This is a genomic window from Pseudomonas putida (assembly GCF_009883635.2).
In the GTDB taxonomy this organism is placed as follows: domain Bacteria; phylum Pseudomonadota; class Gammaproteobacteria; order Pseudomonadales; family Pseudomonadaceae; genus Aquipseudomonas; species Aquipseudomonas putida_W.
Window position 1 is genome coordinate 3,617,997 of sequence record NZ_CP026115.2, and the last position, 22,213, is coordinate 3,640,209.

Consider the following 22,213-nt stretch of genomic DNA (forward strand, 5'->3'; position numbering starts at 1 on the left):
TCCCCTGCGAGGAGGCGCTACATGGGCGCAACCAACCGGTTAGCCTGTTATTCCGACCCTGCTGACCATTATTCTCATCGGGTACGCCTCGTGCTCGCCGAGAAGGGTGTCAGCGTGCAGGTCATCGACGTCGACCCTGCACGGCTGCCAGCCAAGCTGGCAGAGGTGAACCCTTACGGCAGCGTGCCGACCCTGGTCGATCGTGACCTGGCGTTGTATGAGTCGACCGTGGTGATGGAATACCTCGAGGAGCGTTATCCGCATCCGCCGCTGATGCCGGTGTACCCGGTCGCGCGTGGCAACAGTCGTCTGCTGATGCACCGCATCCAGCGTGACTGGTGTGTCCTGGCGGATACCATTCTCGACCCGCGCAGCGCTGAGGCCGCCCGTGCCGAGGCGCGCAAGGCGCTGCGCGAAAGCCTTACCGGCGTTTCGCCGCTGTTCGGCGAGTTTGCTTGCTTCATGAGTGAGGAGCAAAGTCTGGTCGACTGTTGTCTATTGCCCATATTATGGCGTTTGCCGGTAATGGGTATCGAATTGCCGCGGCAGGCCAAGCCGCTGCTGGAATACATGGAGCGACAGTTCGCCCGCGAGCCCTTCCAGGCGAGCCTGTCCTCTGTTGAACGTGAAATGCGCAAGCTTTAAGGAGCCGTTGATGAACTCCAGTCGCCCCTACCTGGTTCGAGCACTGTACGAGTGGATCGTCGACAACGATTGCACCCCCCATATGCTGGTCAATGCCGAATTCCCGGCGGTCCAGGTGCCCCAAGGTTTTGCCAGTGATGGCCAGATCGTCCTGAACATTTCGCCGAGTGCCGTGCGCAACCTGCACATGGACAACGACGCAGTGAGTTTCGAGGGGCGCTTCAGTGGCGTTGCCCATTCGTTGTTCGTGCCAGCGGGCGCCATCCTGGGTATCTATGCCAGGGAGAATGGCCAGGGCATGGTCTTCGAGCTCGAGCCGCCGCTGATGGAGGATGATGAGCTGGAAGACGAAGGTGTCGAGCCGGATGACGATGGCCCGCCGGAAGGGGGTGGCCAGCCGCCACGCCCAAGTGGGCGCCCCAGCCTGAAGGTGGTCAAGTAACAAAAAAAGGCGATCCATATGGATCGCCTTTTTCTTTGCCGCGACGCGGTGCTTACAGGTCGCTGATGGTGCGGACCTGGTCCCGGTTGATACGGGTGCGCTTGCCGTCGAGCTGTTGGAACTCGTAGAAGCCCGAGTCCTTGTCGAAATGCGGGGCGTCGACGGCCTGGATTTCGCGGCCGTCGTTGAGGGTGATCAGGCTTGGGGTGGAGCAGCCGGCCAGAGTGGCGAAGGTGCCGAACAGCAGGGCGGGCAGCAGAAGCTTTTTCATGCGGTACTTCCTGGAAATTGAACGGGTGGGGCAAGCTGCCGCCGATGCCGGCCAGTGGCTGGTAACGGCGGCAACTGAATCAGTCGATGTATTCGAACAACTTGACGATTTTCTGCACGCCAGACACACCCTGAACCACGGCCGTGGCAGAGTTGGCCTCCTGCTGAGTCACCAGGCCCAGCAGATAGACGATGCCGTTCTCGGTGATCACTTTGATGCGCGAGCTGGGCACGGCATTGTCGGTGAGCATCTGAGTCTTGATCTTGGTGGTCAGCCAGGCATCGTTGTTGCGCGCCAGGATGGAGGAGGGCTGCATCACCTGCAGCTCGTTGTGCACCTTCTTCACCCGCTGGACCTGGCTGGCAGTCTGTTCGGCCAGGCTCTTGAGGTCGGCGCGCGGGGTTTGCCCGGCGAGCAGGACGATGCCGTTGTAGCTGCTGACGACGATGTGCGAGCTCTTGTCCAGGTCAGGGCTGGCCTTGGCGATGTTGACCGAAGCCTTGGTTTCGATCAGTGAGTCGTCGATCTTGCTGCCGATGGTGCGGGTGCCACGATCATCCTCGATCGGCGAGTTGCGGGTCGAGGTCAGTACCGAGCTGCAGCCGGTGACGCTCAGGCACAGGGTCAGGGCCATCAGGCCGAGGCGTATGGGGGTCATTCTTCACTCCCGAACAGTTGGCTGTCGATCAGATCGCACAGGCAGTGGATCGCCAGCAGGTGGACTTCCTGGATACGTGCGGTGACCGTCGACGGTACGCGGATTTCCACGTCTTCCGGCAGCAGCAGCGAAGCCATGCCGCCGCCGTCACGTCCGGTCAATGCTACGACAATCATTTCGCGATCATGTGCGGCCTGGATCGCTTGAATCACGTTGGCAGAGTTGCCGCTGGTCGAAATCGCCAGCAGCACGTCGCCGGGCTGGCCCAGGGCGCGGATCTGCTTGGAGAAGATTTCGTTGTAGCTGTAATCGTTGGCGATCGAGGTCAGTGTCGAGCTGTCGGTGGTCAAGGCGATGGCCGGCAGGCTCGGGCGCTCACGCTCGAAGCGGTTGAGCAACTCCGAAGAGAAGTGCTGGGCATCGCCGGCCGAGCCGCCATTGCCGCAGGCGAGCATCTTGCCCTCGTTGAGCAGCGCATTGACCATGACCAGGCTAGCCTGCTCGATGTGCGGTGCCAGGATGTCCATTGCCTGTTGCTTGGTGTCGATGCTGGCCTGGAACAGCCGGCGAATTCGGGATTGCATGTCCATCTGGTGACCTTAAGTGGGGCGGTGGCCTTTGCTACGCGCAACAAGGACCAGCCCGCGAAACATAGAGCAAAAAATCGGAGTGGGTTCAGCATTCGAAGGCGTTTTTCAGCCATTGAAGCGGCTGGCCTGCATGGCGACTGCCCTGCAGGGCGACAACGTCGAAGCGGCAGGGGTGATTGGCCCAGCGGGACTCCTTCTGCAGGAACAGGGTGGCGGCAAGCACCAGCCGTTTCTGCTTGCGCCCGTCAATGCTGCCGAGGGCGCCACCGAAGTCCGCGTGCAACCGGTAGCGGACTTCGACGAATACTACTGTATCGGCGTCGAGCATGACCAGATCAAGCTCGCCGCCTTTGCATCGCCAATTGCGTGTCAGCAGTTGCAGGCCTTGCCCTTGAAGGTACTCAAGGGCTTGGGTTTCTGCCGCCTGGCCGGCGCTGCTCGGCGATGCTTCGGGCATCAGCGCGAGGTGTCTGGCAGGCGCTTGACTTGGCCGCCGGAGAACTCGGCCCATGGCAGCTGGCGCTCGACGCGTTGGCTGGCGTTGATGCTCAGGCTGCCGGACAGGCCTTGCACGCGGTTGTCTGGCAGTGCCTTCAGTTGGCCCAGGCGCGGTGCCAGGCTGTAGGCGTCGACGCCCATGGCATACAGGCGGCCGAGGCTGCCTGCGGCTTGCGGCCACTGCTGCACGACCTGCTGGCGCAGGCTGTTGCTGGTGTCGAGCAGCCACGGGGTTTCGCAGAAGCGAATGCCGTTCATGTCGTTGTACTGGTTGACGTCACCGCTGGCGCTGTACAGGTTCGAAGTGGCGTAGACCGGTACGTCACCGGCGTACTGGAAGTTCAGGGTCGGCTTGATCTGTTGCGCCTGTTGTGGGGTCGAGGCGAGGAAGATGAAATCAATGTCCTGGCGACGCGACGGTTGGGCCGCGATGTTGCCGCCCACGGTGCTCTGCAGGCTCTGGGCGCGGCCTTCGCTCTGGCGCAGCTGGAACAGGCTGGCGATCTGCTGAGCCAATGCAACTGGCTGGGCGATGCGCTCGGCGGCGATGATGGTGCCGCCATTGCCTTCCCAGTCCTGACGGAAGGCGGCCAGCACGCGGTCACCCCACTCACCGCTCGGTACCAGGGCCACGGCGCGGACCATGCCGTCAGCGCGGGCGCGGCGTGCCACTTCGCGGGCTTCGTCCTCGGCGGCGAGGCCGAACTGGAACAGCTGGGGTGGTGCTTTCTGGCCGGCGTCGGCGTAGTTCAGGGCGAGGGTGGTGATGGGCAGCTGGGTGTTGCCAGCAAGCTGCTTGACCAGCGGTTTTTCAAGCGGGCCGACCACCAGTTGTACGCCATCGGCCTGGGCCTGGCGATAGAAGGCGTCGAGCGAGCCGATGCGCGAACTGTCGTAGACCTGCACGGCAGGCGCTTGCCCGCCTGCCTGCTGGGCCTGGAAGTGGGCGGCCATGAAACCGTCGCGCAGGGCGCGAGCAACGCCGGCCAGCGGGCCTTCCTGAGGCAGCAGCAGGGCGATCTTGGTCAGCGGCTGGCTGGCCAGTTCCTTGAGCTTGGTCAGGGCCGTTGGCAGCTGCTTGGCGGCTGGGTGATCAGGGTGCTGTTTGCGCCAGGCTTCGATGGCAGCCTGCTGCTGCTCCAGGGTGCCAGCGCTTTTCACCGCCAGCGCCAGGCTGGTCCAGCCGGCCAGGGTTTCGTTGTTGGCAGGCTGTTGCAGCTGCTCGGCTGGCAGCGAAGCGACCAGGGCCCAGATCGCGTCATTGTTGGCGCTGGCAGCCTGACCGCTGAGCAGCGGGCTCAGCAGCACGCGTTGCTGGGCGGCGGCCATGGCCTGGCCGTCGGCCTCGAGGGCAGCGGCGTGGACGCTGTAGGTGCGCACCTGCTGTTGCTCGGGCAGCTCTGCGATGTGTTGCAGGCTCGGGTGGGACAGCGCGGTCAGCGCGGCCTTGGGCTGGTTGCGGCTCATGGCCAGTTCGGCACCGAGGGTGGCGGCGAAAATCTGCTGGGCCGGCTTGAGTGTGTCGATCGGCACCTGCTCGAGGATGCGTGCGGCGCGTGGGAAGTCCTTCTGCTTGTAAGCCAGGTCGGCTGCGCTCAGGCGCAGCAGGGCAGCGTCTTCGGCGGACTTGCTGGTGGCGGCCTTCTCGAGCAGTTGCTCGATGCTGGCATCCGGGGTGCGTGGCAGTTCGCCCAGGCTGGATGAGGGCGAGCTGGCGCAGGCTGCCAGCAGGGCAGCGAGGCAGAGGGCTGTGAGCAGCCGCAGGCAAGCGATCATGTAAAGGTCCTGTTACTCGATCAAGTTGGCCGGCAATTGTACCCAAGCGGCGGCCGGGGCGCGATCTGCCGTTAGCAGAACCTTCACTATAGGCGGCTCGCCGATGGCCGCCGATGAAGTTCTTTGCGCCCTGTTACCGGCGCTCGGGCTACAATAGCGCCTTTGATCCGAAAGGCAGGATGTGTGCAGTGACTGATGTGGCCGGGGCTTCGAAATCCACCATGGGGACGCTTTATGTGGTCGCGACCCCCATCGGCAACCTTGATGACATGAGCGCCAGGGCGCTCAAGGTGCTGGCCGATGTCGCCCTGATCGCCGCCGAGGATACCCGGCATTCGATCCGCCTGCTGCAGCATTTCGGCATCGATACGCCGCTGGCGGCCTGTCATGAGCACAACGAGCGTGATGAGGGCGGGCGCTTCATCACCAAATTGCTGGCTGGTGAAGATGTGGCGCTGGTATCCGATGCCGGTACACCGCTGATTTCCGACCCGGGCTACCACCTGGTGCGCCAGGCGCGGGCCGCTGGGGTCAACGTGGTGCCAGTGCCAGGCGCCTGCGCCTTGATTGCCGCGCTTTCGGCGGCCGGCCTGCCTTCCGACCGCTTCATCTTCGAGGGCTTCCTGCCGGCCAAGGCCGCAGGGCGTCGGGCGCGTCTGGAGCAGGTCAAGGAAGAGCCTCGCACGTTGATCTTCTACGAGGCTCCGCACCGCATCCTGGAGTGCCTCGAAGACATGGAGCTGGTGTTCGGCGGCGAGCGTCCGGCGCTGCTGGCGCGCGAGCTGACCAAGACCTTCGAGACCCTCAAAGGTCTGCCGTTGGCTGAACTGCGTGCGTTCGTCGCTGGCGACAGCAACCAGCAGCGCGGCGAGTGCGTGGTGCTGGTCGGTGGCTGGAGTGCACCTGAAGGCGAAGAGGCGATCAGCACCGAGGCACAGCGTGTGCTGGACCTGTTGCTGGCAGAGATGCCACTGAAAAGAGCGGCGGCATTGGCGGCGGAAATCACCGGCGTGCGCAAGAACCTGTTGTATCAAGTGGCACTGGAAAAGCAGAAAGCGCTGTAGTGGCAATTAGACATAGTTGACGGTATCGCTTGTTCTTGCGCGCGCGTGCCGTTAACCTTGTCGGCGGAGAGTCGATCGGACAGTCGCTGCCGTCTTTTGTTCCGCAAAAGATGGGGGAGGAAAGTCCGGGCTCCATAGGGCAGAGTGCCAGGTAACGCCTGGGAGGCGCGAGCCTACGGAAAGTGCCACAGAAAATAACCGCCTAAGCACTTCGGTGCCGGTAAGGGTGAAAAGGTGCGGTAAGAGCGCACCGCGCGGCTGGCAACAGTTCGTGGCTAGGTAAACCCCACTCGGAGCAAGACCAAATAGGGTTCCATCAGGCGTGGCCCGCGTCGGAACCGGGTAGGTTGCTAGAGGCGTCCAGTGATGGCCGTCGTAGAGGAATGACTGTCCTCGACAAAACCCGGCTTACAGATCGACTCTCCACTTTTTCCCTTCCTGCTTGATTCGATAGCAGATCCCTCTTGGTAATACCAAAAAGATCTTACTCTTAATAATTCACTTTAACTTCGAACGGCATACGTTTGAGTCGGTTTGATTTTTATCGTGTTTTTCCCCACCTGGCGGTCCTTCCGCATTCCTTTGTTGCGCTAAATCTCGGTCCTGTAAGGGTTTTCCTTATGAACGTGCCTTGACGCTACAGCGGGCGGATTCCTATAGTGTGCGCAAGTGGCAGAAAGTGGGATGAAGTGGGTTTTCTGGCACAAAAAAGCTAACATTGTGGGGAATCGCAGCCGTGTTCCGCGGAGCCAACGCCGTCAGCCTCGATGCAAAGGGCCGTCTCGCCATGCCGAGCCGGTACCGTGACGAGCTCGATTCGCGTTGCAATGGTCAGCTGATCGTGACCATCGACGCCGTTGACCCCTGCTTGTGTGTTTATCCCCTCGACGAGTGGGAACAGATTGAAGCCAAGTTGCGTGCCTTGCCGTCGTTGCGTGAGGAAAACCGCCGCCTGCAGCGCTTGCTGATCGGTAATGCGGTTGACCTGGAGCTCGATGGCAGTGGGCGTTTCCTGGTACCGCCCCGCCTGCGTGAGTACGCCAAGCTGGACAAGAAGGCGATGCTGGTGGGGCAGCTGAACAAATTCCAGCTGTGGGATGAGGATGCCTGGAACGCGGTTTCGGCAGCCGACCTTGCAGCTATCCAACAACCGGGCGCCATGCCCGACGATTTGCGTGACCTGATCCTGTGACCATAGATAGCGGCTTCAACCACATCACCGTCCTCCTCGACGAAGCTGTCGAGGCATTGGCTCTGCGCGCCGACGGTTGCTATCTGGACGGCACCTTCGGTCGTGGCGGCCATAGCCGCCTGATCCTCAGCAAGCTCGGGCCGCAAGGTCGGCTGCTGGGCTTCGACAAAGATCCTCAAGCGATTGCCACCGGGCAAGCGCTGGCGGCCGAAGACGGCCGCTTTGTCATTGTGCAGCGCAGCTTTGCCGAGCTCGGCTCGGAAGTCGCCGAGCGCGGTCTGGCCGGCAAGGTCAGCGGTATCCTGCTTGACCTGGGCGTGTCCTCGCCGCAGCTGGATGACCCTGAGCGTGGTTTCAGCTTCCTCAACGATGGCCCGCTGGACATGCGCATGAACCCGGACCAGGGCATCAGTGCTGCCGAGTTCATCGCCACCGCCCCCGTCGAAGAAATTGCCCGTGTCTTCAAGGAGTACGGCGAAGAGCGCTTTGCCGGGCGCATGGCCCGTGCCGTGGTCGAGCGCCGCGAGAAGCAGCCGTTCACCCGCACCGCCGATCTGGCTGAAGTGCTCAAGGTTGCAAACCCGGCCTGGGAAAAGGGCAAGAACCCGGCGACCCGTGCCTTCCAGGGCCTGCGTATCCATGTCAACAACGAGCTGGGTGACCTCGAAGCGGGCCTTGAAGCTGCGCTCGACGCCCTGGAAGTAGGCGGTCGTCTGGCGGTCATCAGCTTCCACTCGCTGGAAGACCGCATCGTCAAGCTGTTCATGCGCAAACTGGTAAAGGGCGAGGCCGACAACCTGCCACGCAACCTGCCGGTACAGCACAAGGTCTTCGAGCCGAAGATCAAGCTGATCGGCAAGGCCCAGTTTGCCTCCGAAGCCGAACTCAAGGCCAACCCGCGGTCGCGCAGCGCCGTGATGCGGGTGGCGGAGAAGCTTCGGTGAGCCGGCTATTCGCCAAACCTCTGCCAGGCGGAAGCTTCCTGATGCTTCTGCTGTTTGTTGGTGTGCTCATTTCGGCCATTGCCGTGTCTTACAGCGCCCACTGGAATCGTCAGTTGCTCAACACCTTGTATGGCGAGCTGAACGAGCGTGACAAGGCCCAGGCCGAGTGGGGTCGGCTGATTCTCGAGCAAAGCACCTGGACTGCCTCCAGCCGTATCGAGAGCCTGGCCTCCGAGCAGCTGAAGATGCGCGTGCCTGCGGCTGACGAAGTGCGGATGGTGGCGCCATGATGAAGCTCGAAGGTGCACTCTACCCCTGGCGCTTCCGGGTAGTGATCGGTTTGCTGGCCCTGATGGTCGGTGCCATCTGCTGGCGCATCATCGACCTGCAGGTGGTCGACCGTGACTTCCTCAAGGGCCAGGGCGATGCCCGAAGCCTGCGTCACATTCCCATTCCTGCGCACCGTGGCCTGATCACCGACCGCAACGGCGAGCCGCTGGCGGTCAGCACGCCGGTCACCACCCTGTGGGCCAACCCCAAGGAAATGCAGGCCGCCAAGGATCGCTGGCCGCAGCTGGCCGCTGCCCTTGGGCAGAACGCACAGCAACTGACCGAGCGCCTGACCCAGCAGGCCAACAAAGAGTTCATCTACCTGGTCCGCGGCCTGACTCCGGAGCAGGGCCAGCACGTGCTCGACCTGAAAGTTCCGGGCGTGTATGGCCTGGAAGAATTCCGCCGCTTCTATCCGGCCGGCGACGTGACCGCGCACATGGTCGGCTTCACCGACCTCGACGACCATGGCCGCGAAGGCGTGGAGCTGGCCTACGATGAATGGCTGGCCGGCGTGCCCGGCAAGCGGCAAGTGATCAAGGACCGGCGCGGCCGGCTGATCAAGGACATCCAGGTCACCAAGAACGCCAAGGCCGGCAAGACCTTGGCGTTGTCGATCGACCTGCGCCTGCAATACCTGGCCACCCGCGAACTGCGCAATGCCATTGCCGAACAGGACGCCAAGGCCGGCAGCCTGGTGATCATGGACGTCAAGACCGGTGAGGTCCTGGCGATGGTCAACCAGCCAACCTACAACCCCAACAACCGTCGCAGCATGTTCCCGGCCGCCATGCGTAACCGGGCGATCATCGACGTGTTCGAGCCGGGCTCGACGGTCAAGCCGATTTCGATGAGTGCGGCGCTGCAGAGTGGCCGCTGGAAGCCGAGCGACAAGGTCGAGGTGTATCCGGGTAGCCTGCAGATTGGTCGCTACACCATCAAGGACGTGTCCAAGAGCGAGGGCCCGATCCTCGACCTGACCGGCATCCTGATCAACTCCTCCAACGTCGGCATGAGCAAGATCGCCTTCGACATCGGCGGCGAGGCCATCTACCGGGTCATGTCCCAGGTCGGCCTGGGCCAGTACACCGGCCTCGGTTTCCCGGGCGAGCGCGTCGGCAACCTGCCCAACCACCGTGAGTGGCGCAAGGCTGAAACCGCGACCCTGTCCTACGGCTACGGTGTGTCGGTCACCGCCCTGCAGCTGGTGCACGCCTACGCGGCGCTGGCCAACGACGGCAAGATGGTGCCGCTGTCGATCCTCAAGGTCGACAAGGCGCCGGAAGCGGTGCAGGCCATTCCGAAGGAAACCGCAGAAACCGTCCAGGGCATGCTGCAGCAGGTGATCGAAGCGCCGCGCGGTGTGTTCCGTGCCCAGGTGCCGTTCTATCACGTGGCCGGCAAGTCCGGTACCGCTCGTAAGGCCACCGTTGGCTCCAAGGGTTACACCGAAAACGCCTACCGCTCGCTTTTCGCCGGCTTCGGCCCGATGAGCGACCCGCGCTACGCCATCGTCGTGGTCATCGACGAACCGGGCAAAGGTGGCTACTTCGGCGGCCTGGTGTCGGCCCCCGTATTCAGCAAGGTCATGTCGGGCACTCTGCGCCTGATGAACGTGCCGCCAGACAACCTGCCGCCGCCGAGTGATCCGCAGCAGGCCAGTGCAGTACCCGCCAAGGGAGGGCGTGGATGATGACGATGCCATTGAGCAAGCTTTTCGCCCACGCCAGCCGTGACCCGCTGATCCGTGAACTGACCCTGGACAGCCGTCAGGTGCGTCAGGGCGACCTGTTCCTGGCCGTGCCAGGTGCCAAGGTTGACGGCCGTGAGCACATTGCCGATGCACTGTCGCGTGGCGCTGCGGCCGTGGCTTACGAAGAGCAGGGCGTCAATGTGCTGCCGCTCACCGACGTACCGCTGATTCCTGTGAAGGGTCTGATCGGCCAGCTGTCGCAGATTGCCGGACGCTTCTATGGCGAGCCGAGCCGCCAGCTCAACCTGGTGGGCGTCACCGGCACCAATGGCAAGACCAGCGTCACGCAGCTGGTGGCTCAGGCGCTCGATGCGCTAGGCCAGCGCTGCGGCCTGATCGGCACTTTGGGCACCGGCTTCTATGGCGAGCTGCAGAGCGGCCGCCTGACCACGCCAGATCCGATCGCTGTGCAGTCGACCTTGAACGACCTCAAGAAGGGCGGCGCCAAGGCCGTGGCCATGGAGGTTTCCTCCCACGCCCTGGAGCAGGGCCGGGTCGCTGCATTGGAATTCGACATCGCGGTCATGACCAACCTGTCCCGCGACCATCTGGACTACCACGGCAGCATGGAGGCCTACGAGGCCGCCAAGGCCAAGCTGTTCGCCTGGCCGAGCCTGCGTTGCCAGGTGGTCAACCTGGATGATGAGTTCGGTCGCCGCCTGGCCGACGATTTTGCGCGCCGCCCGAGTGTCGATCATATCGAGACCCGACTAATCAGCTACAGCCTGGAAAACCCGGACGCTTCGCTGTTCTGCCGTGAAGCGCATTTCGATGACGATGGCGTGCGCGCCATTCTTGTCACCGCCCAAGGGGAGCGCACCCTGCGCAGCCAGCTGCTGGGCCGCTTCAACCTGAGCAACATGCTCGCGGCGGTGGCCACGCTGCTGGCGCTGGACTACTCGTTGGAGGAGATCCTCAAGGTCGTCCCCGACCTGCAGGGCCCGGTTGGCCGCATGCAGCGCCTGGGTGGCGGTGACAAGCCGCTGGTAGTGGTCGATTACGCCCACACCCCCGACGCCCTGGAAAAAGTCCTCGAAGCCCTGCGCCCGCATGCTCACGGCAAGCTGCTGTGCCTGTTCGGCTGCGGTGGCGACCGTGATCGCGGCAAGCGCCCGCTGATGGCCGAAGTGGCCGAGCGCCTGGCCGACCGCGTGCTGGTCACCGACGACAACCCGCGGACCGAGGACCCGCTGCGCATCTTCGACGATATTCGCCCTGGTTTCGCCAGGCCCTCCGACGTCGAGTTCGTCGCTGGCCGCGGCGAGGCCATCGCGCACCTGATCGCCACCGCTGCCGCCAATGACGTGATCGTCCTGGCCGGCAAGGGGCACGAGGATTACCAGGAGATCAATGGCGAACGCCATGCCTTCTCCGACCTGATCGAAGCCGACAAGGCACTTGCAGCCTGGGAGGCTCCACATGCTTAAGCCCATGACCCTCAGCCAGCTGAGCGGCGCCTTGAATGCGCGCCTGGTCAATGCCGACGCCAGCTTCACCGGTGTCAGCATCGACAGCCGCAGCGTCGCTGCCGGCCAGCTGTTCGTTGCCCTGGCCGGGCCGCGCTTCGATGGTCACGACTACCTCGCCGACGTGAAGGCCAAAGGCGCCGTTGCTGCGCTGGTCGAGCGCGAGATCGCCGATGTCGACTTGCCGCAGCTGCTGGTCGCCGACTGCCGTGTCGCACTTGGCCAGCTCGGTGCGCTGAACCGCGCTGGCTTCGACAAGCCGGTCGTCGCCATTACCGGTTCCAGCGGCAAGACCACGGTCAAGGAAATGCTCGCCAGCATCCTGCGCACCCGTGGCCTGGTACACGCCACACGCGGCAACCTGAACAACGACCTCGGCGCCCCGCTGACCCTGCTGGAGATCGCTCCGGAGCACAGCGCTGCGGTGATCGAACTGGGCGCTTCGCGCATCGGCGAGATCCGCTACACCGTCGGCCTGACCCAGCCGCAGGTGGTGATCATCAACAACGCAGGCACCGCCCACGTTGGCGAGTTCGGTGGCCCCGAGAAGATTGTCGAAGCCAAGGGCGAGATCCTCGAAGGGCTGGGCGAGGGCGGTATCGCCATTCTCAACCTGGCCGACAAGGCGTTCGACATCTGGCGCAAGCGCGCTGGCAACCATCGTATCTTCAGCTTTGCCCTGGACAACCCGCAGGCCGACTTCCATGCCAGCGACATTGGCCGTGATGCCCGTGGCTGCCCATCGTTCACCCTGCACGGCCCTGATGGCGGTGTGCCGGTGCAACTGAACCTGCTCGGCACGCACAACGTCAGCAACGCTTTGGCCGCCGCCGCCGCTGCCCATGCCGTTGGTCTGAGCCTGAGTGGCATCGCCGCCGGCCTCAACGCTGTGCAACCGGTCAAGGGCCGCACCGTGGCGCAAATCGCACCGAGCGGTGTGCGGGTAATCGACGATACCTACAACGCAAATCCCACCTCGATGTGCGCGGCCATTGATATACTCCGCGCCTTTTCCGGGCGCACCGTTCTGGTGCTGGGGGATATCGGCGAGCTGGGCCAGTGGGCGGAAGAAGGTCACCGTCAGGTGGGCGAATACGCGCATGGCAAGGTCGATGCCCTCTATGCAGTGGGCGCCAACATGATTCATGCGGTCAAGGCGTTCGGCGCCGATGGCCGTCATTTCGTAACGCAAGCTGAGCTGATCGACGCTGTTCGAGCCGAGACTGCCAGCGAAACCACTATCTTGATCAAGGGCTCGCGCAGCGCTGCGATGGAAAACGTCGTGGCGGCATTGTGCGGTGCCAGCGGGGAGAAACATTAATGCTGCTGCTGTTGGCCGAGTATCTGCAACAGTTCCACAAGGGCTTCGCGGTCTTCCAGTACCTGTCCCTGCGCGGGATTCTGGGTGTACTGACCGCGTTGTCACTGGCGCTGTGGCTGGGGCCTTGGATGATCCGTACCCTGCAGATTCGCCAGATTGGCCAGGCCGTTCGTAACGACGGCCCGCAATCGCACCTGTCCAAGTCCGGCACCCCGACCATGGGTGGCGCACTGATCCTGTCTGCCATCGGCGTCAGTACCCTGCTGTGGGCCGACCTGTCCAACCGCTACGTCTGGACCGTGCTGATCGTCACCCTGCTGTTCGGTGCCATCGGCTGGGTCGACGACTACCGCAAGGTGATCGAAAAGAACTCGCGTGGCCTGCCGAGCCGCTGGAAGTACTTCTGGCAGTCGGTGTTCGGCCTGGGTGCGGCGGTGTTCCTGTACATGACCGCACCGACCTCTGTCGAAACCACCCTGATCGTGCCGTTCCTCAAGGACGTCACCATCCCGCTGGGTATCGGCTTCGTCGTACTGACTTATTTCGTCATCGTCGGCTCGAGCAACGCGGTCAACCTGACCGATGGCCTCGACGGCCTGGCGATCATGCCAACCGTGATGGTCGGCGGCGCCCTGGGGATCTTCTGCTACCTGTCGGGTAACGTGAAGTTCGCCGAATACCTGCTGATCCCTTACGTACCGGGCTCGGGCGAGCTGATCGTGTTCTGCGGCGCGCTGATCGGTGCCGGCCTGGGCTTCCTGTGGTTCAACACCTATCCGGCCCAGGTGTTCATGGGCGACGTCGGCGCACTGGCGCTGGGCGCTGCATTGGGCACCATCGCCGTGATCGTGCGCCAGGAAATCGTGCTGTTCATCATGGGCGGCATCTTCGTGATGGAAACCCTGTCGGTGGTGATCCAGGTCGCCTCGTTCAAGCTAACCGGCAAGCGCGTGTTCCGCATGGCGCCGATTCACCACCACTTTGAACTCAAGGGCTGGCCTGAGCCACGCGTGATCGTCCGTTTCTGGATCATCACCGTGATTCTGGTGCTGATCGGCCTGGCAACCCTGAAACTGAGGTAGAAAAGCGTGTCATTGATCGCTTCCGACCAATTCCGCATCGTTGTCGGCCTCGGCAAGAGCGGCATGTCCCTGGTTCGCTTCCTGGCGAACCGGGGCATTGCCTTTGCGGTCGCCGACACCCGTGAGCAACCGCCGGAACTGGAAACCCTGCGCCGTGATTACCCGCAGGTGGAAGTGCGCTGTGGTGAACTGGACGTGGACTTCCTGTGCCGCGCCAACGAGCTGTACGTGAGCCCGGGCCTGGCGCTGGCCACCCCGGCCCTGCAGCAGGCTGCGGCACGTGGCGTGCAGCTGTCCGGTGACATCGAACTGTTCGCCCGCCATGCCAAGGCGCCGATCGTGGCAATCAGTGGCTCCAACGCGAAAAGCACTGTTACCACTCTGGTCGGCGAGATGGCCGCCAAGGCTGGCAAGCGCGTGGCCGTGGGTGGCAACCTGGGCACCCCGGCGCTGGACCTGCTGAGCGACGATGTCGAGCTGTACGTGCTGGAGCTTTCGAGCTTCCAGCTGGAAACCACCGACCAGCTCAATGCCGAAGTGGCCACCGTGCTGAACATCAGCGAAGACCACATGGACCGCTACAGCGGCCTGCCGGCCTACCACCTGGCCAAGCACCGGATCTTCCGGGGTGCCCGTCAGGTCGTGGTCAACCGTCAGGATGCCCTGAGTCGGCCGCTGCCGGTGGAAGGCCGCCCATGCTTCACCTTCGGCCTCAACCAGCCGGACTTCAAGGCCTTCGGCCTGCGTGAAGTCGATGGCGAGAAATACCTGGCATACGAATTCCAGACGCTGATGCCGGTGCGTGAGCTGAAGATTCGCGGTGCCCACAACCAGAGCAACGCCCTGGCGGCCCTGGCCCTCGGTCACGCTGCCGGCCTGCCGTTCGCGCCAATGCTCGAAGCACTGCGCGAGTTCAAGGGCCTGGCTCACCGTTGCCAGTGGATCCGTGAGCGCAACGCCGTCAACTGGTACGACGATTCCAAGGCCACCAACGTCGGTGCTGCTCTGGCAGCGATCGAAGGCCTGGGTGCAGACATAGACGGCAAACTGGTGCTGATTGCTGGTGGCGACGGCAAGGGTGCCGACTTTGCTGCCCTGCGCGAGCCAGTCAAGCGCTTCTGCCGCGCTGTGGTGCTGCTTGGCCGTGATGCCGAGCGCCTGGCCGATGCCCTGGGTGATGCCGCGCCGCTGGTGCGGGTCAAGAGCCTGGAAGAGGCCGTGCAGCAGTGTGCCGAGCTGGCCCAGCCAGGCGACGCTGTGCTGCTGTCGCCGGCCTGCGCCAGTCTCGACATGTTCAAGAACTTCGAAGAACGCGGGCGCCTGTTCGCCCAGGCGGCGGGAGGGCTGGCATGATCTTCGGCATCCTCAAGCCCTATCCGTCGCCGCTGATCAGCGGCCGTGGCGTCGACCTCGACTTCGCCATGCTGGCCGGCTGCCTGGCGCTGCTGGGCCTGGGCCTGGTGATGATCACTTCGGCGTCGTCGGAAGTTGCCGCCGTGCAGTCCGGCAACCCGCTGTACCACATGTACCGCCACCTGGTGTACGTGTTCCTCGGCCTGGTTGCCTGTGGCGCGACCATGATGGTGCCAATCGCCACCTGGCAGCGCATGGGTTTCATGATGCTGATCGGTGCCTTCGGCCTGCTGGTGCTGGTGCTGGTGCCGGGGATCGGCCGTGAAGTGAACGGATCGATGCGCTGGATCGGCTTCAGCTTCTTCAACGTGCAGCCCTCGGAGATCGCCAAGGTCTTCGTCGTCATCTACCTGGCTGGCTACCTGGTGCGCCGGCAGACCGAGGTGCGCGAGACCTGGATGGGCTTCTTCAAGCCGTTCATCGTGCTGCTGCCAATGGCGGCGCTGCTGCTGATGGAGCCGGACTTCGGCGCCACCGTGGTGATGATGGGGGCCGCCGCCGCTATGCTGTTCCTCGGCGGGGTGGGGCTGTTCCGCTTCAGCCTGATGGTGGTGCTGGCGGTGGCTGCGGTGTTCATCCTGGTCCAGGCGCAGCCGTACCGGATGGCGCGTCTGATCACCTTCACCGACCCCTGGTCCGACCAGTTCGGCTCCGGCTACCAGCTGACCCAGGCGCTGATCGCCTTCGGTCGCGGCGAGTGGCTGGGCGTGGGCCTGGGCAACAGCGTGCAGAAGCAGTTCTACCTGCCTGAAGCGCACACCGACTTCGTCTTCTCGGTACTGGCCGAAGAGCTTGGCGTGGTCGGCTCGCTGGTGACCATCGCGCTGTTCGTCTTCGTCACCATTCGCGCGCTGTACATCGGCCTGTGGGCAGAGAAGGCCAAGCAGTTCTTCGCCGCCTACATGGCGTTCGGCCTGGCGTTCCTGTGGATCGGCCAGTTCCTGATCAATATCGGCGTGAACGTCGGCCTGCTGCCGACCAAGGGCCTGACCTTGCCGTTCCTCAGTTACGGCGGCTCATCGCTGGTGATCTGCTGTGCCTGCGTGGGTTTGCTGTTGCGCATCGAGTGGGAGAGTCGCACGCACCTGGGCAGCGAGGAGCACGAATTCAAAGAGAGCGATTTTGCCGAGGAGACCAGTCATGGCCGCTGACGGCAAGAACGTACTGATCATGGCCGGCGGCACAGGGGGTCACGTGTTCCCGGCCCTGGCCTGCGCCCGTGAATTCCAGGCCCGCGGCTATACCGTGCATTGGCTGGGCACCCCGCGTGGCATCGAGAACGAACTGGTGCCGCAAGCCGGCCTGCCTCTGCACCTGATCCAGGTCAGCGGCCTGCGTGGCAAGGGCAAGCTTTCGCTGCTCAAGGCGCCGTTCACCCTGATCAAGGCGGTACTCCAGGCACGTCGTATCGTGCGCGAGCTCAAGCCAGTGTGCGTAGTCGGCTTTGGCGGCTATGTGACTGGCCCGGGCGGCGTTGCTGCACGGTTGTGCGGTGTACCGCTGGTGATCCACGAGCAGAACGCCCGTGCCGGCACCACCAACCGCCTGCTGCTGCCGCTGGCTGCGCGTGTGTGCGAAGCCTTCCCGGCGACCTTCGACGCCAGCGACAAACTGCGTACCACCGGCAACCCGGTGCGTCCGGAGCTGTTCATGGATGCCCGGCGAGCGCCCCTGGCCGAGCGCCGCGCGCGCCTGTTGGTAATGGGCGGAAGCCTGGGTGCGGAACCATTGAACAAATTGTTGCCTAAGGCCCTGTCCGAAGTGCCGGCGAACCTGCGCCCAGAGGTGTTCCACCAGGCCGGCAAGCACCATGCGCCAGCCACTGCCGAGCGTTACCGCGAGGCGGGTGTCGAGGCCCAGGTCGAGCCGTTCATCAAGGACATGGCCCACGCCTATGGCTGGGCCGATATCGTGGTGTGCCGGGCCGGCGCCCTGACCGTCAGCGAACTCGCGGCGGCGGGCCTGCCTTCGATGCTGGTGCCCTTGCCCCACGCGATCGACGATCACCAGACCTACAACGCCCAATATCTGGCCCAGGAAGGCGCTGCCTTCCTCATGCCACAAGCGACAACTGGCGCAGCGCAACTTGCTGAACGCCTGAACGAGGTGCTGATGCAACCCGAGAAACTCAACACCATGGCTGGCACCGCACGGCGCCTGGCCAAACCTGCTGCAACCAGCACCGTGGTCGATATCTGCCTGGAGGTGGCCCATGGTTGAAAGCCAGAAAGCCATGCCCCATCCGAAGATGGGCCGCATCAACCGCATCCACTTCGTCGGTATCGGCGGCGTGGGCATGTGCGGTATCGCTGAAGTGCTGCTGAACCTGGGTTACCAGGTATCCGGTTCCGACCTCAAGGCGTCGCCGGTTACCGAACGCCTGAAGTCGTTCGGCGCCGAGATCTTCGTCGGCCACCGCGCCGAGAACGCCGCCAATGCCGATGTGCTGGTGGTATCCAGCGCCATCAACCCGGCCAACCCGGAAGTCGCCACCGCCCTGGAACGTCGTATTCCGGTGGTGCCGCGTGCCGAAATGCTCGCCGAGCTGATGCGCTATCGCCATGGCGTGGCGGTTGCCGGTACCCACGGCAAGACCACCACCACCAGCCTGCTGGCTTCGGTATTCGCCGCCGGCGGCCTGGACCCGACCTTCGTCATCGGTGGTCGCCTGACCGCTGCCGGTACCAACGCGCAGCTGGGCACCAGCCGCTACCTGATTGCCGAAGCCGACGAAAGCGATGCCAGCTTCCTGCACCTGCAGCCGATGGTTGCCGTGGTCACCAACATCGACGCCGACCACATGGCAACCTACGAAGGTGACTTCAACAAGCTGAAGAAGACCTTCGTCGAGTTCCTGCACAACCTGCCGTTCTATGGCCTGGCCGTGATGTGCCTGGACGACCCGGTTGTGCGCGAGATCCTGCCGCAGGTCAAGCGCCCGACCGTCACCTACGGTTTCAGCGAAGAGGCCGACATCCGCGCCATCAACGTGCGCCAGCAGGGCATGCAGACCCACTTCACCGTGTTGCGCCGCGACTGCGAGCCGCTCGAGGTGTCGGTGAACATGCCTGGCAATCACAACGTGCTCAACGCCTTGGCCACCATCGCCATCGCCACCGACGAAGGCATCAGCGATGAAGCCATCGTCCAGGGCCTGTCCGGCTTCCAGGGTGTTGGCCGACGCTTCCAGGTCTACGGCGAACTGCCGGTCGACGGCGGCAGCGTGATGCTGGTCGATGACTATGGTCACCACCCGACCGAGGTGGCTGCAGTGATCAAGGCCGTGCGCGGTGGCTGGCCAAGCCGCCGCCTGGTGATCGTCTACCAGCCGCACCGCTACAGCCGTACCCGCGACCTGTACGACGATTTTGTCCAGGTGCTGGGCGATGCCAACGTGCTGCTGTTGATGGAGGTCTACCCGGCCGGCGAAGAGCCGATCCCCGGTGCAGACAGCCGCCAGCTGTGCCACAGCATCCGCCAGCGCGGCAAGCTGGACCCGATCTACATCGAACGTGGCGCCGAGCTGGCGCCGCTGGTCAAGCCGTTGCTGCGCGCTGGCGACATCCTGATCTGCCAGGGTGCCGGTGACGTCGGCGGCCTGGCCCCGCAACTGATGAAAAGCCCGCTGTTCGCTGGCGCCAAGCAGGAGAAGTCGAAATGACCAGCGCCTACGAACAACTGCACTCGACCCTGGACGTGAAAGACTTCGGCCGCGTGGCCGTGCTGTACGGCGGCAAGAGCGCCGAGCGTGAAGTGTCGCTGAAGTCCGGCGCTGCGGTGATCGACGCGCTGACCAGCGCCGGTGTCGACGTGGTCGCCATCGATGTCGGTGACGACCTGCTGGCGCGCCTGCAGAACGAGAAGATCGACCGCGCCTTCATCATCCTCCACGGCCGTGGCGGTGAAGACGGCAGCATGCAAGGCCTGCTCGAGTGCCTGGGCATCCCTTACACCGGCAGCGGTATCCTCGCCTCGGCGCTGGCGATGGACAAACTGCGCACCAAGCAGGTGTGGCAGAGCCTGGGCATTCCGACCCCGCGCCACGCGGTGCTGGCAAGCGAGCAAGATTGTGTTGCAGCCAGTACGGAACTGGGCTTCCCGCTTATCGTCAAACCTGCCCATGAAGGCTCTAGCATCGGCATGGCCAAGGTGAACAGCGAGCAGGAACTGATCGCTGCCTGGCAAGACGCCGCCCACTACGATTCGCAAGTCCTGGTCGAGCAATGGATTCACGGCCCGGAGTTCACCATCGCCGTTCTGCGTGGCCAGGTGCTGCCGCCGATCGCCCTGGGCACTCCGCACGTGTTCTACGACTACGACGCCAAATACATCGCCAATGACACCCAGTACCGCATCCCGTGCGGCCTGGACAGTGCCAAGGAGCAGGAACTGATCGACCTGACCGCGCGCGCCTGCGATGCCATCGGCATCGAAGGCTGGGGCCGGCTGGACGTGATGCAGGACGAGCAGGGCCGGTTCTGGCTGCTCGAAGTCAACACCGCACCCGGCATGACCGACCATAGCCTGGTGCCCATGGCGGCCCGCGCGGCCGGCCTGGACTTCCAGCAACTGGTGCTGGCGATCCTGGCTGAAAGCGTGGCGACGCGAGGTTAACCATCATGCAAGGCGCAATGATACGTCAGCAGCAACCCGTTACCGGCCGCAGCAAGCCGGTGCCGCGCGGTGCCAGCCGACTGGTGGCCGACGAGCCCGTATCGGCGCGCCTGCCGCGGCCCAGCCTGGGCGGCCTCAAGCGCCTGCTGTGGCCGATCGTGCTGGTGGCTGCAGGCTTCGGCGCCTATGAGGGCGCCATCCGCCTGATGCCGTATGCCGACCGGCCGATCACCAAGATCGACGTGCAGGGCGACCTCAGCTACATCAGCCAGCAGTCGGTGCAGCAGCGCATTGCGCCATATGTGGCGGCGAGCTTCTTCAGCGTCGACCTCACCGCGATGCGCGCCGAGCTCGAGCAGATGCCGTGGATCGCCCACGCCGAAGTACGCCGGGTGTGGCCGGACGAAGTGGTGATTCGCCTGGAAGAACAGCTGCCGGTGGCGCGCTGGGGTGACGAGGCCCTGCTCAACAACCAGGGCCAGGCCTTCACCCCGCGCGAACTGGCCAACTATGAGCACCTGCCGCAGCTGGCCGGGCCGCAGCGCGCTCAGCAACAAGTCATGCAGCAATATCAGGTATTGAGCCAGATGCTGCGCCCCCTGGGCTTTTCCATCGCTCGCCTGGAGCTGCGCGAGCGGGGCAGCTGGTTCCTGACCACCGGTGCGAGCAGTGCCGGGCCGGGCATCGAGCTGCTGTTGGGGCGCGACCACCTGGTGGAGAAGATGCGCCGTTTCATTGCCATTTACGACAAGACACTCAAAGAGCAGATCACCACTATCGCCCGCATTGATCTGCGTTATTCCAACGGACTTGCCGTTGGTTGGCGGGAACCGAACGCACCGACGACGGCCCAACCCGCCGTTGCGAAGAATTAGAGAGAGGCAGGACCATGGCAAACGCGCATAGCGGCAAAATGATCGTCGGGCTGGACATCGGCACCTCCAAGGTGGTGGCGCTGGTGGGTGAAGTGGGCGAAGACGGCACCCTCGAGATCGTGGGTATCGGCACCCATCCATCCCGCGGCCTGAAGAAAGGCGTGGTGGTGAACATCGAATCGACCGTGCAGTCGATCCAGCGTGCAGTGGAAGAAGCCCAGCTGATGGCCGGCTGCCGTATCCACTCGGCGTTCGTCGGCGTGGCCGGCAACCACATCCGCAGCCTGAACTCCCACGGCATCGTCGCCATCCGCGACCGCGAGGTCAGTGTTGCCGACCTCGAGCGCGTGCTCGACGCCGCCCAGGCTGTGGCCATCCCGGCTGACCAGCGCGTGCTGCACACCCTGCCGCAGGACTACGTGATCGACAACCAGGAAGGCGTGCGCGAGCCGCTGGGCATGTCCGGCGTGCGGCTGGAAGCCAAGGTTCACGTGGTCACCTGCGCGGTCAACGCAGCGCAGAACATCGAGAAGTGCGTGCGCCGCTGCGGCCTGGAAATCGACGACATCATCCTCGAGCAGCTGGCCTCGGCCTACTCGGTGCTGACCGATGACGAGAAAGAGCTGGGCGTGTGCCTGGTGGACATCGGTGGTGGTACCACCGACATCGCCATCTTCACCGAGGGCGCGATCCGTCACACCGCGGTCATCCCGATTGCCGGCGACCAGGTGACCAACGACATCGCCATGGCCCTGCGTACACCGACCCAGTACGCCGAAGAAATCAAGATCCGCTACGCCTGCGCCCTGGCCAAGCTGGCCGGCGCCGGCGAGACCATCAAGGTGCCGAGCGTGGGCGACCGCCCACCGCGCGAACTGTCGCGCCAGGCCCTGGCCGAGGTGGTGGAGCCACGTTACGACGAGCTCTTCACCCTGATCCAGGCCGAGCTGCGCCGCAGCGGCTACGAGGACCTGGTGCCAGCCGGCATCGTCCTCACCGGCGGTACCGCGAAGATGGAAGGTGCCGTGGAACTGGCCGAGGAAATCTTCCACATGCCGGTACGCCTGGGCGTACCGCACAGCGTTCGGGGGCTGAGCGACGTGGTGCGCAACCCGATCTATTCCACCGGTGTGGGCTTGCTCACCTATGGCCTGCTCAAGCAGTCCGAGGACCTGGTCCTGACCGGTAACACCAACAGCAGCAACAACAGCTATGGCGATGAACCGAAGGCCCCAGTGCTTGAGCGCTTCAAGAAGTGGGTCCAGGGCAACTTCTAAGT

The 22,213-nt window shown here is 63.9% G+C and carries 22 protein-coding genes and 1 other RNA gene; 18 read left to right on the plus strand and 5 right to left on the minus strand.

The genetic code is table 11. The annotated features are described in order from the left end of the window. Nucleotides 1-21: 21 nt before the first annotated feature. Complete coding sequence (locus C2H86_RS16515; RefSeq protein ID WP_159408963.1) at nt 22-645, plus strand: glutathione S-transferase N-terminal domain-containing protein; 624 nt, start codon at nt 22-24, stop codon at nt 643-645. A 10-nt stretch (nt 646-655) separates the two neighbouring features. Further along, entirely contained in the window at nt 656-1,087 is a 432-nt protein-coding gene (locus C2H86_RS16520) for a ClpXP protease specificity-enhancing factor (protein ID WP_103449213.1), read from the plus strand. 52 nt (nt 1,088-1,139) lie between these two features. Here the strand turns inward: C2H86_RS16520 and C2H86_RS16525 are convergent, their stop codons facing one another. The 5 genes from C2H86_RS16525 to C2H86_RS16545 all read right to left on the minus strand — a co-directional run bounded on the left by C2H86_RS16525 (nt 1,140) and on the right by C2H86_RS16545 (nt 4,880). Then, nucleotides 1,140-1,358, minus strand: a complete 219-nt coding sequence (locus C2H86_RS16525) for a YgdI/YgdR family lipoprotein (protein ID WP_103449214.1) — start codon at nt 1,356-1,358, stop codon at nt 1,140-1,142. 79 nt (nt 1,359-1,437) lie between these two features. Next, complete coding sequence (locus C2H86_RS16530) at nt 1,438-2,016, minus strand: BON domain-containing protein (RefSeq protein WP_085675072.1); 579 nt, start codon at nt 2,014-2,016, stop codon at nt 1,438-1,440. Next, on the minus strand, nt 2,013-2,606 hold the full coding sequence (locus tag C2H86_RS16535; RefSeq protein ID WP_008097558.1) for a phosphoheptose isomerase: 594 nt from the start codon (nt 2,604-2,606) through the stop codon (nt 2,013-2,015). The genes C2H86_RS16530 and C2H86_RS16535 overlap by 4 nt, the downstream gene beginning before the upstream one ends. An 85-nt stretch (nt 2,607-2,691) precedes the next feature. After that, nucleotides 2,692-3,063 (minus strand): YraN family protein, encoded by a 372-nt coding sequence (locus tag C2H86_RS16540; RefSeq protein ID WP_159408964.1) that lies wholly within the window; start codon nt 3,061-3,063, stop codon nt 2,692-2,694. Beyond that, complete coding sequence (locus C2H86_RS16545) at nt 3,063-4,880, minus strand: penicillin-binding protein activator (protein WP_159408965.1); 1,818 nt, start codon at nt 4,878-4,880, stop codon at nt 3,063-3,065. Before C2H86_RS16545 ends, C2H86_RS16540 begins: the two co-directional genes overlap by 1 nt. A 221-nt stretch (nt 4,881-5,101) precedes the next feature. Between C2H86_RS16545 and rsmI the strand changes: the two genes are divergently transcribed. The 16 genes from rsmI to ftsA all read left to right on the plus strand — a co-directional run bounded on the left by rsmI (nt 5,102) and on the right by ftsA (nt 22,211). Then, a complete protein-coding gene (gene rsmI / locus C2H86_RS16550) occupies nt 5,102-5,944 on the plus strand; it encodes a 16S rRNA (cytidine(1402)-2'-O)-methyltransferase (RefSeq protein ID WP_163986031.1) in 843 nt (280 codons plus the stop codon). 67 nt (nt 5,945-6,011) lie between these two features. Then, nucleotides 6,012-6,371, plus strand: an RNA gene (gene rnpB / locus C2H86_RS16555) — RNase P RNA component class A. Between the two features lie 309 nt (nt 6,372-6,680). After that, the gene (gene mraZ / locus C2H86_RS16560) at nt 6,681-7,136 is read left to right on the plus strand and encodes a division/cell wall cluster transcriptional repressor MraZ (RefSeq protein ID WP_011535546.1); all 456 of its coding nucleotides are present in this window, start codon (nt 6,681-6,683) and stop codon (nt 7,134-7,136) included. Next, nucleotides 7,133-8,080, plus strand: coding sequence for a 16S rRNA (cytosine(1402)-N(4))-methyltransferase RsmH (gene rsmH, locus C2H86_RS16565; RefSeq protein ID WP_159408967.1), 948 nt, complete (start codon nt 7,133-7,135; stop codon nt 8,078-8,080). Before mraZ ends, rsmH begins: the two co-directional genes overlap by 4 nt. Then, nucleotides 8,077-8,370 (plus strand): cell division protein FtsL, encoded by a 294-nt coding sequence (ftsL, locus tag C2H86_RS16570; RefSeq protein WP_103449219.1) that lies wholly within the window; start codon nt 8,077-8,079, stop codon nt 8,368-8,370. The genes rsmH and ftsL overlap by 4 nt, the downstream gene beginning before the upstream one ends. Continuing rightward, nucleotides 8,370-10,103, plus strand: a complete 1,734-nt coding sequence (locus tag C2H86_RS16575; RefSeq protein WP_163986032.1) for a peptidoglycan D,D-transpeptidase FtsI family protein — start codon at nt 8,370-8,372, stop codon at nt 10,101-10,103. The genes ftsL and C2H86_RS16575 overlap by 1 nt, the downstream gene beginning before the upstream one ends. Next, the gene (locus C2H86_RS16580) at nt 10,100-11,590 is read left to right on the plus strand and encodes a UDP-N-acetylmuramoyl-L-alanyl-D-glutamate--2,6-diaminopimelate ligase (RefSeq protein WP_430738556.1); all 1,491 of its coding nucleotides are present in this window, start codon (nt 10,100-10,102) and stop codon (nt 11,588-11,590) included. Before C2H86_RS16575 ends, C2H86_RS16580 begins: the two co-directional genes overlap by 4 nt. Beyond that, entirely contained in the window at nt 11,583-12,950 is a 1,368-nt protein-coding gene (locus C2H86_RS16585) for a UDP-N-acetylmuramoyl-tripeptide--D-alanyl-D-alanine ligase (protein WP_159408968.1), read from the plus strand. The genes C2H86_RS16580 and C2H86_RS16585 overlap by 8 nt, the downstream gene beginning before the upstream one ends. Further along, nucleotides 12,950-14,032, plus strand: coding sequence for a phospho-N-acetylmuramoyl-pentapeptide-transferase (gene mraY, locus C2H86_RS16590; protein WP_079226637.1), 1,083 nt, complete (start codon nt 12,950-12,952; stop codon nt 14,030-14,032). Before C2H86_RS16585 ends, mraY begins: the two co-directional genes overlap by 1 nt. Before the next feature lie 6 nt (nt 14,033-14,038). After that, entirely contained in the window at nt 14,039-15,385 is a 1,347-nt protein-coding gene (gene murD / locus C2H86_RS16595) for a UDP-N-acetylmuramoyl-L-alanine--D-glutamate ligase (RefSeq protein ID WP_159408969.1), read from the plus strand. Continuing rightward, the gene (ftsW, locus tag C2H86_RS16600; RefSeq protein ID WP_103449223.1) at nt 15,382-16,596 is read left to right on the plus strand and encodes a putative lipid II flippase FtsW; all 1,215 of its coding nucleotides are present in this window, start codon (nt 15,382-15,384) and stop codon (nt 16,594-16,596) included. The genes murD and ftsW overlap by 4 nt, the downstream gene beginning before the upstream one ends. Further along, a complete protein-coding gene (gene murG, locus C2H86_RS16605) occupies nt 16,586-17,665 on the plus strand; it encodes an undecaprenyldiphospho-muramoylpentapeptide beta-N-acetylglucosaminyltransferase (RefSeq protein ID WP_159408970.1) in 1,080 nt (359 codons plus the stop codon). Before ftsW ends, murG begins: the two co-directional genes overlap by 11 nt. Further along, nucleotides 17,658-19,106 carry a UDP-N-acetylmuramate--L-alanine ligase gene (murC, locus tag C2H86_RS16610; RefSeq protein ID WP_159408971.1) on the plus strand — a complete coding sequence of 483 codons (1,449 nt, stop codon included), beginning with the start codon at nt 17,658-17,660 and terminating at the stop codon, nt 19,104-19,106. The genes murG and murC overlap by 8 nt, the downstream gene beginning before the upstream one ends. Continuing rightward, nucleotides 19,103-20,059 carry a D-alanine--D-alanine ligase gene (locus C2H86_RS16615; protein WP_159408972.1) on the plus strand — a complete coding sequence of 319 codons (957 nt, stop codon included), beginning with the start codon at nt 19,103-19,105 and terminating at the stop codon, nt 20,057-20,059. Before murC ends, C2H86_RS16615 begins: the two co-directional genes overlap by 4 nt. A gap of 5 nt (nt 20,060-20,064) precedes the next feature. Beyond that, entirely contained in the window at nt 20,065-20,934 is an 870-nt protein-coding gene (locus C2H86_RS16620) for a cell division protein FtsQ/DivIB (RefSeq protein ID WP_159408973.1), read from the plus strand. A gap of 14 nt (nt 20,935-20,948) precedes the next feature. Further along, nucleotides 20,949-22,211 (plus strand): cell division protein FtsA, encoded by a 1,263-nt coding sequence (gene ftsA / locus C2H86_RS16625; RefSeq protein WP_103449232.1) that lies wholly within the window; start codon nt 20,949-20,951, stop codon nt 22,209-22,211. The last annotated feature ends 2 nt before the right edge of the window (nt 22,212-22,213 follow it).

Excerpts from the sequence above, each read along its gene's own strand:
- C2H86_RS16515 (WP_159408963.1), top strand. The coding sequence starts at position 22 with ATGGGCGCAACCAACCGGTTAGCCTGTTATTCCGACCCTGCTGACCAT.
- C2H86_RS16520 (WP_103449213.1), top strand. The coding sequence starts at position 656 with ATGAACTCCAGTCGCCCCTACCTGGTTCGAGCACTGTACGAGTGGATC.
- C2H86_RS16525 (WP_103449214.1), bottom strand. The coding sequence starts at position 1,358 with ATGAAAAAGCTTCTGCTGCCCGCCCTGCTGTTCGGCACCTTCGCCACT.
- C2H86_RS16530 (WP_085675072.1), bottom strand. The coding sequence starts at position 2,016 with ATGACCCCCATACGCCTCGGCCTGATGGCCCTGACCCTGTGCCTGAGC.
- C2H86_RS16535 (WP_008097558.1), bottom strand. The coding sequence starts at position 2,606 with ATGGACATGCAATCCCGAATTCGCCGGCTGTTCCAGGCCAGCATCGAC.
- C2H86_RS16540 (WP_159408964.1), bottom strand. The coding sequence starts at position 3,063 with ATGCCCGAAGCATCGCCGAGCAGCGCCGGCCAGGCGGCAGAAACCCAA.
- C2H86_RS16545 (WP_159408965.1), bottom strand. The coding sequence starts at position 4,880 with ATGATCGCTTGCCTGCGGCTGCTCACAGCCCTCTGCCTCGCTGCCCTG.
- rsmI (WP_163986031.1), top strand. The coding sequence starts at position 5,102 with ATGGGGACGCTTTATGTGGTCGCGACCCCCATCGGCAACCTTGATGAC.
- C2H86_RS16575 (WP_163986032.1), top strand. The coding sequence starts at position 8,370 with ATGAAGCTCGAAGGTGCACTCTACCCCTGGCGCTTCCGGGTAGTGATC.
- C2H86_RS16580 (WP_430738556.1), top strand. The coding sequence starts at position 10,100 with ATGATGACGATGCCATTGAGCAAGCTTTTCGCCCACGCCAGCCGTGAC.
- C2H86_RS16585 (WP_159408968.1), top strand. The coding sequence starts at position 11,583 with ATGCTTAAGCCCATGACCCTCAGCCAGCTGAGCGGCGCCTTGAATGCG.
- mraY (WP_079226637.1), top strand. The coding sequence starts at position 12,950 with ATGCTGCTGCTGTTGGCCGAGTATCTGCAACAGTTCCACAAGGGCTTC.
- ftsW (WP_103449223.1), top strand. The coding sequence starts at position 15,382 with ATGATCTTCGGCATCCTCAAGCCCTATCCGTCGCCGCTGATCAGCGGC.
- murG (WP_159408970.1), top strand. The coding sequence starts at position 16,586 with ATGGCCGCTGACGGCAAGAACGTACTGATCATGGCCGGCGGCACAGGG.
- murC (WP_159408971.1), top strand. The coding sequence starts at position 17,658 with ATGGTTGAAAGCCAGAAAGCCATGCCCCATCCGAAGATGGGCCGCATC.
- C2H86_RS16615 (WP_159408972.1), top strand. The coding sequence starts at position 19,103 with ATGACCAGCGCCTACGAACAACTGCACTCGACCCTGGACGTGAAAGAC.
- C2H86_RS16620 (WP_159408973.1), top strand. The coding sequence starts at position 20,065 with ATGCAAGGCGCAATGATACGTCAGCAGCAACCCGTTACCGGCCGCAGC.
- ftsA (WP_103449232.1), top strand. The coding sequence starts at position 20,949 with ATGGCAAACGCGCATAGCGGCAAAATGATCGTCGGGCTGGACATCGGC.